General features: G+C 46.3%; 14 protein-coding genes. 9 read left to right on the top strand and 5 right to left on the bottom strand.

The window, feature by feature from the left end; translation table 11 throughout:
• Nucleotides 1–242: 242 nt before the first annotated feature.
• The 5 genes from F0228_RS19030 to dnaA form a co-directional block, all read right to left on the bottom strand.
• Nucleotides 243–677, bottom strand: coding sequence for an Hsp20 family protein (locus F0228_RS19030; RefSeq protein WP_171731205.1), 435 nt, complete (start codon nt 675–677; stop codon nt 243–245).
• A 466-nt stretch (nt 678–1,143) separates the two neighbouring features.
• Nucleotides 1,144–3,561 (bottom strand): DNA topoisomerase (ATP-hydrolyzing) subunit B, encoded by a 2,418-nt coding sequence (gyrB, locus tag F0228_RS19035; RefSeq protein WP_061033945.1) that lies wholly within the window; start codon nt 3,559–3,561, stop codon nt 1,144–1,146.
• A 17-nt stretch (nt 3,562–3,578) separates the two neighbouring features.
• The gene (gene recF / locus F0228_RS19040) at nt 3,579–4,658 is read right to left on the bottom strand and encodes a DNA replication/repair protein RecF (RefSeq protein WP_061033946.1); all 1,080 of its coding nucleotides are present in this window, start codon (nt 4,656–4,658) and stop codon (nt 3,579–3,581) included.
• A 37-nt stretch (nt 4,659–4,695) separates the two neighbouring features.
• Nucleotides 4,696–5,796 carry a DNA polymerase III subunit beta gene (gene dnaN, locus F0228_RS19045; RefSeq protein WP_116869869.1) on the bottom strand — a complete coding sequence of 367 codons (1,101 nt, stop codon included), beginning with the start codon at nt 5,794–5,796 and terminating at the stop codon, nt 4,696–4,698.
• 81 nt (nt 5,797–5,877) lie between these two features.
• Complete coding sequence (gene dnaA, locus F0228_RS19050; RefSeq protein ID WP_004739264.1) at nt 5,878–7,305, bottom strand: chromosomal replication initiator protein DnaA; 1,428 nt, start codon at nt 7,303–7,305, stop codon at nt 5,878–5,880.
• A gap of 310 nt (nt 7,306–7,615) precedes the next feature.
• Here dnaA and F0228_RS19055 point away from each other — a divergent pair, with 310 nt between their 5' ends.
• The 9 genes from F0228_RS19055 (at nt 7,616) to mioC (ending at nt 14,422) form a co-directional block, all read left to right on the top strand.
• A complete protein-coding gene (locus F0228_RS19055; RefSeq protein ID WP_008224665.1) occupies nt 7,616–8,365 on the top strand; it encodes an amino acid ABC transporter substrate-binding protein in 750 nt (249 codons plus the stop codon).
• A 117-nt stretch (nt 8,366–8,482) separates the two neighbouring features.
• Nucleotides 8,483–9,154, top strand: coding sequence for an amino acid ABC transporter permease (locus tag F0228_RS19060; RefSeq protein WP_004739268.1), 672 nt, complete (start codon nt 8,483–8,485; stop codon nt 9,152–9,154).
• Nucleotides 9,151–9,888 (top strand): amino acid ABC transporter ATP-binding protein, encoded by a 738-nt coding sequence (locus F0228_RS19065; RefSeq protein WP_061033949.1) that lies wholly within the window; start codon nt 9,151–9,153, stop codon nt 9,886–9,888. Before F0228_RS19060 ends, F0228_RS19065 begins: the two co-directional genes overlap by 4 nt.
• A gap of 206 nt (nt 9,889–10,094) precedes the next feature.
• Nucleotides 10,095–10,229, top strand: coding sequence for a 50S ribosomal protein L34 (rpmH, locus tag F0228_RS19070; RefSeq protein ID WP_004735800.1), 135 nt, complete (start codon nt 10,095–10,097; stop codon nt 10,227–10,229).
• 45 nt (nt 10,230–10,274) lie between these two features.
• Complete coding sequence (gene rnpA, locus F0228_RS19075; protein ID WP_017055478.1) at nt 10,275–10,598, top strand: ribonuclease P protein component; 324 nt, start codon at nt 10,275–10,277, stop codon at nt 10,596–10,598.
• A complete protein-coding gene (yidD, locus tag F0228_RS19080) occupies nt 10,565–10,822 on the top strand; it encodes a membrane protein insertion efficiency factor YidD (protein ID WP_004735802.1) in 258 nt (85 codons plus the stop codon). The genes rnpA and yidD overlap by 34 nt, the downstream gene beginning before the upstream one ends.
• 2 nt (nt 10,823–10,824) lie before the next feature.
• The gene (gene yidC, locus F0228_RS19085; RefSeq protein WP_171731206.1) at nt 10,825–12,447 is read left to right on the top strand and encodes a membrane protein insertase YidC; all 1,623 of its coding nucleotides are present in this window, start codon (nt 10,825–10,827) and stop codon (nt 12,445–12,447) included.
• A 129-nt stretch (nt 12,448–12,576) separates the two neighbouring features.
• On the top strand, nt 12,577–13,938 hold the full coding sequence (gene mnmE, locus F0228_RS19090) for a tRNA uridine-5-carboxymethylaminomethyl(34) synthesis GTPase MnmE (protein WP_061033980.1): 1,362 nt from the start codon (nt 12,577–12,579) through the stop codon (nt 13,936–13,938).
• A gap of 49 nt (nt 13,939–13,987) precedes the next feature.
• On the top strand, nt 13,988–14,422 hold the full coding sequence (gene mioC / locus F0228_RS19095; RefSeq protein WP_171731207.1) for an FMN-binding protein MioC: 435 nt from the start codon (nt 13,988–13,990) through the stop codon (nt 14,420–14,422).
• Nucleotides 14,423–14,448 lie beyond the last annotated feature (26 nt).

Raw genomic sequence — 14,448 nt, forward strand, 5'->3', positions numbered from 1 at the left:
TCGGTCGTTCCTCCCTCTATGGAATGACGATGATAGGATAAACAAAAAAGAGCACCGACCTTCTTCAAGGTACTGGTGCTCTTTCACTTTTACTTCCCGATATTTTTTGTCACTTGAATACCCTAAATAATTGGGGGTTCAGCTAGGCGACTAGAAAATTCAGCCCTATGAGCATAGGGAACCTATGTGATTAGGGGGAATTTACGACGTCAACAACGCTGTAGCTTCAAGTATGACGGGGATTAGCCTTCGATTAGACCATTACCATTGATAGCAATCTTACGTGGTTTCATCGCTTCTGGGATTTCGCGTTCTAGGTCGATGTGAAGAAGACCATTTTCCATGCTTGCTCCTACTACTTTTACGTAGTCTGCAAGTTGGAATTTACGCTCGAAATCACGCTCTGCGATACCTTGATACACATAGGTTTTTTCTGCTTCAGGTTTACGCTCACCTTTAACAATTAGCATGTTCTCTTTCTGAGTCAGGTCTAATTGGTTATCAGCAAAACCAGCAACAGCCATAGTGATACGGTAGTTGTTCTCGTCTTTTTGCTCGATGTTGTATGGAGGGTAACCGCCAGAAGTGTTCTTCGATGTGTTCGCTTCCATCATGTTGAATAGACGATCGAAGCCGATTGCGTTGCGGTAAAGTGGAGTGAAATCTACAGTTCTCATAATGCTATCCTTCTAGTAAGCAATAGTCTTAGCTGCGAATTTTACTTAGATCGAACCTGTGTATGAGACCAAGTAAACAGCTAAGAGATTCAATTCGCATTCCTCGGGTTTCACCTCTGTTGGCGACAACACTGGGACATGACAGTGAATCAATTTTTAAGTTGTGTGCTGCTAAAGTTATCCTCTGTTGAGCGATACTTAGTCAGCGGTAATGAAGGTTCTGTTTCTTCTCTTGTAGAGCAAGACAGTCATCCTCTTCACAAATAGATATATGGATTGAGCAAAATAGTTTCAAGGGATCGAGCTAAAAATTTTTCTACGCGCTTCTAGAGATCCCCAACTCGGTCGTTCCTCCCTCTTGAGGATGACGAGCCAACTTATTGAAAGATAATTAAAATATCGGCAATAAAAAAGACCGCCATTTCTGGCAGTCTTTTAAAATTTTCAGATTGTTTTTTAGGACAATCTACACATCCAAGTTAGCAACCTTCAATGCGTTCTCTTCGATGAAGTTACGACGAGGTTCAACTTGGTCACCCATTAGTGTGGTGAACAGTTGGTCTGCGCCGACTGCATCTTCAATCGTTACTTGCATCATACGACGTGTCTCTGGGTCCATTGTGGTTTCCCAAAGCTGATCTGGGTTCATCTCACCTAGACCTTTGTATCGTTGTAGGCTTAGACCACGACGAGACTCTTTAATCAACCAGTTCAGCGCTTCAACGAAGCTTGATACTGCTTGAGTACGCTCACCACGCTTGATGTAAGCGCCTTCTTCGATCAGGCCATCTAACGCTTCTGCTAGACTTGCTAGCTTGCCGTACTCTTTCGAGTTGAACAGTTCAACGCTTAATGCATGTTCGTGTGTCACGCCGTGAGTACGAACCACAATCTTAGGTAGGCTTAGACCTAGCTCTTCATGCTTCTCAACTTCTAGAGAGTACTGGCTTGCACCAACCTCTTTCGCGTTCAGTTGTTCTACTAGCTGCTTGCCCCATGCTTCTACTGCTGACTCATCATGACACTGCTCTGCAGTTAGACGAGGCATGTAGATCATTTCATGCATTAGAGCATGTGGGTAACGGCGGCTCATACGCTCCACCAGCTTGATACCAGAGTTGTATTGCTGAACTAGCTTCTCTAGTGCTTCACCTGCCAATGCTGGTGCATCAGGGTTTACGTGTAGCGCTGCGTTGTCTAGAGCCAATGCCACTTGGTATTGGTTCATTGCATCTTCATCTTTGATGTACTGCTCTTGCTTACCTTTCTTCACTTTGTAAAGCGGTGGCTGAGCGATGTAGATGTAACCACGCTCAATAAGCTCTGGCATTTGACGGTAGAAGAAGGTCAACAGTAGCGTACGAATGTGCGAACCATCGACATCGGCATCGGTCATGATGATGATGTTGTGGTAACGCAGCTTATCTGGGTTGTATTCGTCGCGGCCAATACCACAGCCAAGAGCTGTGATCAGCGTTGCTACTTCTTGTGAAGAAAGCATCTTGTCGAAACGTGCTTTCTCTACGTTTAGGATCTTACCTTTTAGTGGAAGAATCGCTTGATTCTTACGGTTACGGCCTTGTTTTGCGGAGCCGCCTGCCGAGTCACCCTCCACTATGTATAGTTCAGACAGTGCAGGGTCTTTTTCCTGACAGTCTGCAAGCTTGCCTGGTAGGCCAGCTAGGTCTAAAGCACCTTTACGACGCGTCATTTCACGTGCTTTACGCGCTGCATCACGAGCTCGTGCTGCATCGATAATTTTAGTACAAACGGTTTTCGCTTCTGTTGGGTTCTCGATAAGGAACTCAGACAGTTTTTCACCCATCGCTTGTTCAACGGCAGATTTCACTTCAGAAGAAACCAGCTTGTCTTTAGTTTGGCTAGAGAACTTAGGATCTGGCACTTTTACCGAGATAACCGCAGTTAGGCCTTCACGAGCATCATCACCTGATGTTGCTGTCTTCGCTTTCTTAGAGAAGCCTTCCTTATCCATGAAGCTGTTCAGAGTACGCGTCAGCGCAGCACGGAAACCAGCAAGGTGAGTACCACCATCACGTTGAGGAATGTTGTTTGTGAAACAGTAGATGTTCTCTTGGTAACCATCGTTCCATTGCATTGCTACTTCAACAGTAATGCCGTCTTCACGTTCGTGGTCGAAGTGGAAGATTTTTTGGATGATCGGTGTTTTGTTGGTGTTTAGGTGATCAACGAACGCCTGAATACCACCTTCAAACATGAAGTGATCCGATTTATCTTCTTCACGCTCATCAATCAGCTTGATAGAAACGCCTGAGTTTAGGAACGACAGTTCACGTAGACGTTTAGCTAGAATATCGTAGTGGAAAAGTACATTTGAGAATGTCTCTTCACTTGGCCAGAAACGGATTTCTGTACCCGTTTGGTCCGTATCACCAATCACAGCTAGTGGCGCTTGAGGCTCACCATGGTGGTACGTTTGAGTATGGATTTTACCACCGCGGTGGATAGTAAGAGTAACCTGCTTAGACAGTGCGTTTACTACTGAAACACCTACACCGTGCAAGCCACCTGATACCTTGTATGAGTTATCATCGAACTTACCACCAGCGTGAAGAACCGTCATGATTACTTCAGCAGCAGACACGTTCTCTTCTGGGTGAATTTCAGTTGGAATACCACGGCCGTCATCGCGTACCGATACTGAATTGTCTTCATGGATAGTAACAATGATGTCATTACAGTGACCAGCAAGCGCTTCATCAATAGAGTTATCTACTACCTCGAAGACCATGTGGTGCAGACCGGTACCATCATCCGTGTCGCCAATGTACATTCCAGGACGCTTACGAACCGCATCCAGACCCTTCAGTACCTTAATACTCGATGAATCGTAATTATCTGACATAGTTACTCTCTGACTAATTATCCTTGCTCTATTTTGCCATGTTCCACATGAAACATCCTGCTATTTTCATCATGCATATCTGCAATCTGATCAGCGGTAATAGAGCTTACAAAAACTTGAGCCTCGGTCGCCTTTAAACACTCAGCAAGACGTGCGCGGCGTTGGCTATCTAATTCGGAAGCGAAGTCATCTATTAAATAGATGCACTGCTTACCTGTCATTTGAGTGAGGTGTTGCCCTTGTGCAACTCGCAACGCACACACCATCAACTTCAATTGACCTCGTGACAAGACATCTTCCACTGGAGTGCCGTTCACTTTTATCTTCAGATCCGCTTTGTTTGGCCCACTAAAGGTGTAACCAAGCTGCTGATCCCTCTCAAAATTCTTCTCTAATATCTCGGCGTATGGGGTGTCTTTGTCCCAGCCGCGATAGTAGTTAATCTTTATCTCAAACTCAGGTAGGAAGGTCGCACAGATCTCTTCGGCGACTTCTTTAAGCTGATCAACGTAGGTGGCACGCCACTCACTGATGCTTTCCGCTAAACGGGCCAGTTCTTGGTCCCAGTAGCTCAGCTCTCGATAGTGGGTTGCCGTTTTCAATAAGGCGTTTCGCTGCTTATTGAGGCGCTTAACCCTGCCCCATGCATCATAGAAACCCGACTCACTGTGGAAGACTCCCCAATCAATGAATGCGCGGCGATGCTTAGGTCCATCTGTCAGTAAATCAAACCCTTCAGGGTGAATCAACTGCAAAGGTAAGACTTGCGCTAACTGCGCGAGTTTTTGCCCAGTTTGACCGCTTATTTTAACCTCTGTTGTGCCATCGCGCTGCTTATTAATGCCAATTGGCAGCTCAAATTGATCCGAGGTCATAAAACGGCCGTGCACAAACAGTTCGCTACACTCATTTTGTATGATACGTCCCGTTAGGGAACTCTTAAATGAGCGACCGTGGCCGAGCAGATATACCGCTTCAAGAACACTGGTTTTACCGCTTCCGTTAGGCCCTATAAGAAAGTTAAAGCCTGATGACGGTTGAATGTCACAGGCTTCAATATTTCTAAACTGCTTAACGATTAGACGAGAGAGTGGCATAGCGTCATCACATTAATCATTAACGATGGCACCAACTCTACAGACGGATTGGCATAACAACGTACATTGCGCTGTCATCTTGTGCATTTTCAATCAAGGCACTCGCGTTCGCGTCTGACATTGAGATACGAACTTGCTCACAGCGCAGTGTATTGAGAACATCAAGTACATAGCTTACGTTAAAGCCGATCTCTAGTGCATCACCCTCAAAGGTCACGTCCAGCATCTCTTCGGCTTCTTCTTGCTCTGGGTTGTTAGCAGTAATGCGCATCTCGCTATCTGCAAGGTTAACGCGAACACCACGGAATTTTTCATTCGATAGAATCGCAGCTCGAGAGAACGCTGAACGCAGTTCATCACAACCCGCTTCTAGCGTTTTGGTGGTGTTTTGCGGCATTACGCGGCGATAATCTGGGAAACGACCATCAACCAGCTTCGAAGTGAAGACATAGTTGTTCACTTCAGCACGCACGTTTGAGTTACCAATCTGCAGTGTTACCGGTTGTTCAGGCGCATCCAATAGCTTCACCAGCTCTTGCACGCCTTTACGAGGCACAATGATCTGCTTCTGTGCGAAATCCGCACCAAGCTGAGCCTGAGATACCGCCATACGGTGACCATCGGTCGCCACACTGCGTAATGTAGAGCCTTCAATCTCAAACAACATACCGTTGAGGTAGTAACGAACGTCTTGGTTCGCCATTGAGAATTGAGTTTTTTCGATAAGACCACGCAGTTCAGCCTGTGTCACAGACACTTCAACTTCACTGCTCCAGTCTTCAATATTAGGGAAATCGGCCGCAGGCAAGGTTGCCAATGAGAAACGGCTACGACCAGAGCGTACTTGAACACGGTCACCATCCAATAACACAGTGATCACTGAGTTATCAGGTAAACCACGGCAGATATCTAGGAATTTACGAGAAGGTACTGTGATGCTGCCCGCTTCGAAATCACCTTCAAGCGTTACACGGCTGATCAGTTCAACTTCTAGATCCGTTGCTGTCATCGACAACACGTTATCTTCTACCTTAATCAGTAGGTTTCCTAGAATTGGAAGCGTTGGCCTGCCACCTAGCGCGCCAGACACTTGTTGTAATGGCTTAATCAGATGACTACGTTCAATGGTAAATTTCATATCTTGCTCTTACGGTCTAAATGGCACGCAGCATATGTACGTGACCAAGATTCTGCTTATTAAGGTTAAGAATACTGTGTATTAAGAAGAAAGGGTACGAATCAAGTTCGAATAATCTTCTTTAATGTCGTGGCTCTCTTCACGCAGCTGAGCAATCTTACGGCAAGCGTGCAGTACCGTGGTGTGGTCACGGCCACCAAATGCATCACCGATCTCAGGCAAGCTGTGGTTAGTCAGCTCTTTTGCTAGTGCCATCGCCAGTTGACGTGGGCGAGCAACAGAACGAGAACGACGCTTAGACAGCAGATCAGCCACTTTGATTTTGTAGTACTCAGCAACGGTCTTCTGAATATTATCGATAGTAACCAGCTTCTCTTGCAGAGCCAGTAGATCACGTAGCGCTTCGCGTACGAAATCGATCGTGATCGGGCGGCCAGTGAAGTTCGCATTCGCGATTACACGGTTCAGTGCGCCTTCTAGCTCACGAACGTTAGAACGCAGACGCTTAGCAATAAAGAATGCCACCTCATCCGCAAGATGAATTTGATGGTCTTCTGCTTTCTTCATTAAGATCGCAACACGCGTCTCAAGCTCTGGTGGCTCGATCGCAACCGTCAAACCCCAACCGAAACGAGATTTAAGACGATCTTCTACGCCGTTGATCTCTTTTGGATAACGGTCAGACGTTAAGATGATCTGTTGGTTGCCTTCAAGCAGCGCATTAAAGGTATGGAAGAACTCTTCTTGAGAACGCTCTTTATTAGCGAAGAATTGGATGTCATCGATAAGCAATGCATCAACACTACGGTAGTAGCGTTTGAATTCTTCGATCGCGTTATTTTGTAGCGCTTTAACCATATCCTGAACAAAACGCTCAGAGTGCATGTACACCACTTTTGCATTCGGCTTACCATCAACAATGGCATTACCTACCGCGTGCAACAAGTGAGTTTTACCTAGGCCGGTGCCACCGTATAGAAATAGTGGGTTGTATGCCGCGCCTGGGTTATCCGCCACCTGACGTGCTGCTGCCAAACCAAGTTGGTTCGACTTACCCTCAACGAAGTTATTGAACTTGTGTTTAGGGTTGACGTTTGAACGGTGGTTGATATCCACATCCACTGGCTCTTCATCGCGCCATGTGTTGTGAACTGGCTTACGAGCTTGCAGCTGTGCAGGCGCCGAAGACTCTGCCGCTACATCCGCAGCAGTACGAGTTGGCGCTGGAGCAGATGCAGGTGCTGCCGGCTTAGGTGCCGATACACGTTTGCTGCCTACTTCAAAATGCAGATGCGGGATATCGTTGCCGCAATATTCTTGCAGCAGACGGTTAATGCTATTTAAGTACTTATCACGAACCCAATCGAGTACGAAACGGTTCGGTGCAAATAGAGTTAGAGTATTGTCATTGAGCTCCGCTTGTAACGGACGAACCCACATACTGAATTCTGTAGCTGGTAACTCTTCTTGAAGCTGTTGCAAACACTGCAACCAAAGCGAAGATGACACGGTGCCCCCACTCTATTTAAGTAATATGAAATGACTGCTAATTTTACCTGTTGATAAGTCAGATCACCAGCAATTGATCACAGATCCAGTGAATAAGATCCAAGTTATTCACAATAAATTTATAATTAATGGGTGGATCCGCACATCTTGCCCCTAATTTACTCACACAACGATCCACTTATGCCCGGATCCTTGCTAGTTATCCCCAAAATGAGAATGCGATCTAGTTATGGTTAATAACATCTGGTTATTTATTCTATCGAGCATTTTCCCAGTAACATCCAATCCCATAAATATAAGGAGTTACCAAATGAATAACTGGATTAAGGCTGCAATTGCGGCTATCGCACTCTCTGCTGCTACTGTTCAAGCTGCGACTGAAGTAAAAGTCGGCATGTCTGGTCGCTACTTCCCATTTACTTTCGTTAAGCAAGACCAACTACAAGGTTTTGAAGTGGATTTATGGGATGAGATCGGTAAACGTAACGACTACAAGGTTGAATACGTAACAGCGAACTTCTCTGGTCTGTTTGGTCTTCTTGAAACTGGTCGAATCGATACCATTTCTAACCAAATTACAATGACGGATGCACGTAAAGCGAAATACCTATTCGCAGACCCATACGTAGTAGATGGCGCACAAATTACCGTTCGTAAGGGTAATGACAGCATTAAAGGCATCGAAGACCTTGCAGGCAAGACTGTTGCAGTCAACCTAGGCTCGAACTTTGAGCAACTGCTACGCAGCTACGACAAAGATGGCAAGATCAACGTAAAGACCTACGACACTGGTATTGAGCATGATGTCGCTCTTGGTCGTGCCGATGCATTCGTCATGGATCGCCTATCAGCACTAGAGCTTATCAAGAAGACTGGTCTACCATTACAACTAGCAGGTCAGCCATTCGAAACCATTGAAAATGCTTGGCCTTTCGTAGACAACGATAACGGTAAGAAACTGCAAGCAGAAGTAAACGAAGCATTAGCAGCAATGCGCGCAGATGGTACGCTAGAAAGTATCTCTCAGAAATGGTTTGGTGCGGACATTACTCAGAAGTAATCACTCACTCTCTCCATACGAGGCCCACTGCTTACACGGCGGTGGGCTTTTTGCTTTTGTATCACTGATTAAAACGCTTGATATAACGACACTTCCAATAAAAATACGAGATAGATTATGGGATTTGATTTTAACTACATGCTAGAGCTGCTGCCGATACTGTTAAAGTATCTCGGCACCACCATGGAGATGGCGATTTGGGGCTTGTTCTTTGCTCTGATCCTGTCTGTGATACTGGCAAACATTCGTGTGTTCAAAATCCCAGTACTCGACCAACTCAGCCAGCTTTACATTAGCTTCTTCCGTGGCACCCCACTGCTGGTTCAGCTATTCCTCCTTTATTACGGCTTACCTCAGGTATTCCCGTGGATGGTTGGCTTAGATGCATTCAGCGCTGCCGTCATTGGTTTAACCCTGCACTTTGCCGCTTACATGGCAGAGAGTATTCGCGCCGCGATTATCGGTATTGATCGCAGCCAGATGGAAGCGAGCCTTTCGGTGGGTATGACGACTAGCCAAGCGATGCGTCGAGTGATCTTGCCACAAGCGACCCGCGTTGCTCTGCCTTCTCTGATGAATTACTTCATCGATATGATCAAATCAACCTCACTCGCCTTCACGCTAGGTGTGGCTGAGATTATGGCTAAGGCTCAGATGGAGGCGTCTTCAAGCTTCCGTTTCTTCGAGGCTTTCTTGGCAGTGGCGCTGATTTACTGGGGCGTGGTGGTTATCCTCACTCGTATTCAAATCTGGGCCGAAGTGAAACTGAATAAGGCGTACGTACGATGATCAAATTACAAAATATCCACAAGCACTTTGGTGACACCGAAGTTCTTAAAGGGATCGACCTAGAAATCAAGCAAGGTGAGATCATTGTCATCATAGGTTCAAGCGGTACTGGTAAGTCTACGCTACTGCGTTGTGTGAACTTTCTTGAGCAAGCCGACCAAGGCACGATCTCTATTGATGACATCAAAGTCGATGCCCAGAAGCACACAAAAGCAGAAGTGCTAGCACTGCGACGTAAGACCGGCTTTGTCTTCCAGAACTACGCCCTGTTTGCTCATCAAACCGCCAAGCAAAACATTGCTGAAGGCTTAATTACTGTGCGTGGCTGGAAGAAGCAGCAAGCGCATGAAAAAGCACAACAAATACTCGATGATATCGGCCTAGGCGACAAAGCAGACAGCTACCCAGCTGCGCTTTCTGGCGGTCAGCAGCAACGTGTCGGTATTGGTCGTGCCATGGCACTTCAACCTGAGCTTTTACTGTTTGATGAGCCGACTTCAGCGCTGGATCCTGAGTGGGTTGGCGAAGTACTTAACCTAATGAAAAAATTGGCTAATCAGCATCAAACCATGCTGGTGGTTACCCATGAAATGCAGTTCGCGAGAGAGGTCGCAGACCGAGTGATCTTCATGGCTGACGGCCATATTGTCGAGCAGGGATCTCCACAGGATATTTTTGGTAATCCACAAGATCCTAAATTAAAAAAATTCCTAAATAAGGTTGGGATCGACTAAGGATCCTTGTGATTTTAGTTATTCTACGTATAATCCCCCGACCGGAATTTTAGTTAACCCAATCATTGACACTTTTTGTGACAGTGATTACAATTCCGCCTCTTTGTTGAGAGGCGTCGGTTTTCCTTTCTTATATAAAGAAAAGAAAAAATGCCCACGCCGGGTTTAACAAAAACCTAAAACTACTGATCAGTAAGGTAATTACAATGAAACGCACTTTTCAACCTACAGTTCTAAAGCGTAAGCGTACTCACGGTTTCCGTGCTCGCATGGCTACTAAGAACGGTCGCGCAACAATCAATGCACGTCGTGCAAAAGGCCGTAAGCGTCTTTCTAAGTAATCTTTGATTATTTTGAATAAGCTAGCCTTCGGTCGGGAGTTACGCTTGTTAACTCCCGAACATTATCAAAATGTCTTCAAGCAAGCTCATCGAGCTGGCTCTCCTCATTTCACCATCATTGCTCGAAATAACTCTCTTTCAAATCCTCGTCTTGGATTAGCCGTTCCGAAAAAACAGATTAAAACAGCCGTGGGTCGTAATCGATTCAAGCGTCTTACTCGTGAAAGCTTTCGTAACACTCAGCACAAACTTCCTAACAAAGATTTTGTTGTAATCGCTAAGAAGAGCGCGCAAGATTTAAGCAATGAAGAAATGTTCAAGCTACTCGACAAATTATGGCTTCGCCTGTCTCGCCCTTCGCGTGGATAGCGCTAATACCCATCTATTTTTATAGATGGTTTATTAGTCCACTCATCGGCCCACGCTGCCGATTTACTCCAACCTGCTCTTTATATGCGATAGAAGCGTTGAAAGCTCACGGTTTTGTAAAAGGGTGTTGGTTATCAGGCAAACGTCTATTAAAATGCCATCCTTTGAACGAAGGGGGCTTTGACCCCGTTCCACCAGTCCAAAAACAAGACAGAGATAAATAACGATGGATTCTCAACGTAATATCCTGTTAATCGCATTGGCTTTGGTTTCTTTCCTACTTTTCCAACAATGGAATGTAGCTAAGAACCCAGCTCCTCAAGCGGTTGAGCAGGCACAATCTGGCAGCACCCTACCAGCGCCATCTTATGCAGATGATCTAGACCCGGCTCCTGGTCAAGTTGCTTCTTCTGCAAAAACTATCACAGTAACCACTGATGTACTGACTCTGTCAATTGATACGGTTGGTGGTGATGTTGTGACAGCAAACCTAAATGATTACTCAGCTGAGTTTGATTCTGAAGAGAGCTTTGTTCTTCTTAAGAATGAACCAGGTCACCAATTTATCGCGCAAAGCGGTCTAGTTGGTCCTCAAGGTATCGACCTTAGCAGCACTAACCGCCCTAGCTACACGGTTTCAGCAGACAGCTTTACGCTGGCTGACGGTCAGGATGAACTACGCATCCCAATGACTTACCAAGCGAACGGTCTAGATTACACAAAAACATTCATCCTTAAGCGCGGCAGCTACGCGATTGACGTTGAATACGATGTAGTCAACAACTCTGGCAACAACGCGACATTCGGTATGTACGCTCACCTACGTCAAAACGTTATGGATGACGGCGGTAGCCTAACAATGCCAACTTACCGTGGTGGTGCTTACTCTACGGAAGATACGCGTTACAAGAAATACAGCTTCGACGATATGCAAGATCGCAACCTATCTCTTAACCTAGCAAACGGTCAAGGTTGGGCAGCGATGATTCAACACTACTTTGCAAGTGCTTGGATTCCACGCGACGAAGCAGGCAGCAACCTTTACACTCGTGTAATTGGTAACCTAGGCGACATCGGTGTTCGTATGCCGAACAAAACTATCGCTAGCGGTGACGAAGCGAGCTTTAAAGCAACGCTTTGGGTTGGTCCAAAACTTCAAGACCAAATGGCAGCAACTGCACCAAACCTAGACTTGGTAGTAGATTACGGCTGGCTATGGTTCATTGCTAAACCACTTCATACTCTGCTTTCGTTCATTCAAGGCTTCGTATCGAACTGGGGTGTAGCAATTATCATCCTAACTTTCATCGTTCGTGGTGCTATGTACCCACTAACGAAAGCTCAGTACACGTCTATGGCGAAAATGCGTATGCTTCAGCCTAAGCTGACAGCAATGCGTGAGCGTATTGGCGACGACCGTCAACGCATGAGCCAAGAAATGATGGAGCTTTACAAGAAAGAGAAAGTAAACCCACTAGGTGGCTGTTTACCTATCCTTCTGCAAATGCCTATCTTCATTTCGCTATACTGGGCACTAATGGAGTCTGTTGAACTGCGTCACTCACCGTTCTTCGGTTGGATTACTGACCTTTCAGCGCAAGACCCATACTACATCTTGCCACTTCTGATGGGGGCTTCAATGTTCCTAATCCAGAAGATGAGCCCGACGACTGTAACGGATCCAATGCAGCAGAAGATCATGACCTTTATGCCGGTTATGTTCACATTCTTCTTCCTGTTCTTCCCTTCAGGTCTGGTTCTTTACTGGCTAGTATCGAACATCGTAACTCTGATTCAGCAAACGCTTATCTACCGCGCGCTGGAAAAGAAAGGCTTACATTCTAAGTAAGTTCGATAACAGAAAGAGCTAAAGAAAGGCGACCAAAAGGTCGCCTTTTTGTTTTTAGCTGATTACAATTCAGCTAATTGATTAATCGTGAATGCCCTTTTTGGCGTTCACATGCTAGCAGGCACAACTATGACTACAGATACGATTGTTGCTCAAGCGACCGCGCCCGGCCGTGGTGGCGTCGGTATTATCCGCGTTTCCGGTCCATTAGCGACTCAGGTTGCCCTAGAAGTAACGGGAAAAACACTTAAGCCTCGCTACGCTGAGTACTTACCTTTTAAATCTGCCGATGGCATCGAGCTCGACCAAGGTATCGCGCTCTACTTCCCTAACCCGCACTCTTTTACCGGCGAAGACGTTCTAGAGCTGCAAGGTCACGGCGGCCCAGTGGTTATGGACATGCTCATCAAGCGCATCCTAGGCATCTCAGGCGTGCGTGCAGCTCGTCCTGGTGAGTTCTCAGAGCGTGCGTTCTTGAACGACAAGATGGACTTAACCCAAGCCGAAGCGATTGCTGACTTGATTGATGCAAGCTCAGAAGAAGCGGCCAAATCGGCACTGCAATCTCTTCAGGGTGAGTTCTCAAAACGTATTAACACCCTAGTGGATTCGCTGATTCACCTGCGCATCTATGTTGAAGCGGCGATAGACTTCCCTGAAGAAGAAATCGACTTTCTGGCTGACGGTAAAGTAAGTGCTGACTTACAGGCTATCATCGATAACCTAGAGGCGGTACGCCAAGAAGCCAATCAGGGTGCCATCATGCGTGAAGGCATGAAGGTGGTGATTGCTGGTCGCCCAAATGCCGGTAAATCTAGCCTACTGAACGCCCTGTCAGGCAAAGAATCGGCGATCGTGACTGATATTGCTGGCACCACGCGTGATGTACTACGTGAACACATCCATATTGATGGTATGCCACTGCACATTATTGATACCGCGGGCCTGCGTGATGCTTCCGATGAAGTCGAAAAAATCGGTATTGAACGAGCTTGGGAAGAAATTGCTCAAGCAGACCGAGTTCTATTTATGGTGGATGGCACCACGACCGATGCTACTGACCCGAAAGATATCTGGCCTGATTTCGTTGATCGTTTACCAAATAACATCGGTATGACGGTGATTCGCAACAAAGCGGATCAAACCAATGAAGAGCTGGGTATTTGCCATGTGAACGATCCAACCCTAATCCGCCTATCAGCGAAAACAGGCCAAGGTGTCGATGCACTGCGCAGCCATCTAAAAGAGTGTATGGGCTTTGCTGGTGGTCATGAAGGTGGCTTTATGGCGCGTCGTCGCCACTTAGACGCCCTAGAACGCGCATCTGAGCACTTGGATATTGGCCAGCAACAACTTGAAGGCTACATGGCTGGGGAGATCTTAGCGGAAGAGCTTCGTATCACTCAACAGCACCTCAACGAGATTACAGGTGAGTTCAGCTCAGACGATCTTTTAGGTCGTATCTTCTCTTCTTTCTGTATCGGTAAATAACCTATAAAGGCCAGCGAATGCTGGCCTTTTTCTTAGTAAGGACAGCTTAATGATCCACATTATTACAGGTAGCACCTTAGGCGGCGCCGAATACGTTGGCGATCACCTTAATGATCTTCTAGAAGAACAAGGCCATGAGATAACGCTGCACAACCAGCCTGAATACAATGATATTCCTCAGCAAGGCTTCTGGTTAGTAGTGACCTCGACCCATGGTGCGGGTGAATTCCCTGATAATATCAAGCCATTCATTGCCCATCTGACAGAGCACGCACCTCAACTCGATAAGGTTCGCTTTGCTGTGATAGCCATAGGTGATTCAAGTTACGATACCTTCTGCGCAGCAGGCCAAGCCGCTCATGAGTTATTAACAAAACTTGGCGGACAGGCGATTTCTGACTGTTTTACCATCGATGTATTGGAGACTCCGGTACCCGAAGACGCTGCAGAAGAGTGGTTTAACGATCATAGCGACCAGCTTTAACCCCCTCTTCTCCTCAAAAAGCGGCT

The sequence above is a fragment of the Vibrio sp. 99K-1 genome (assembly GCF_013114585.1).
Taxonomy (GTDB): domain Bacteria; phylum Pseudomonadota; class Gammaproteobacteria; order Enterobacterales; family Vibrionaceae; genus Vibrio; species Vibrio chagasii_B.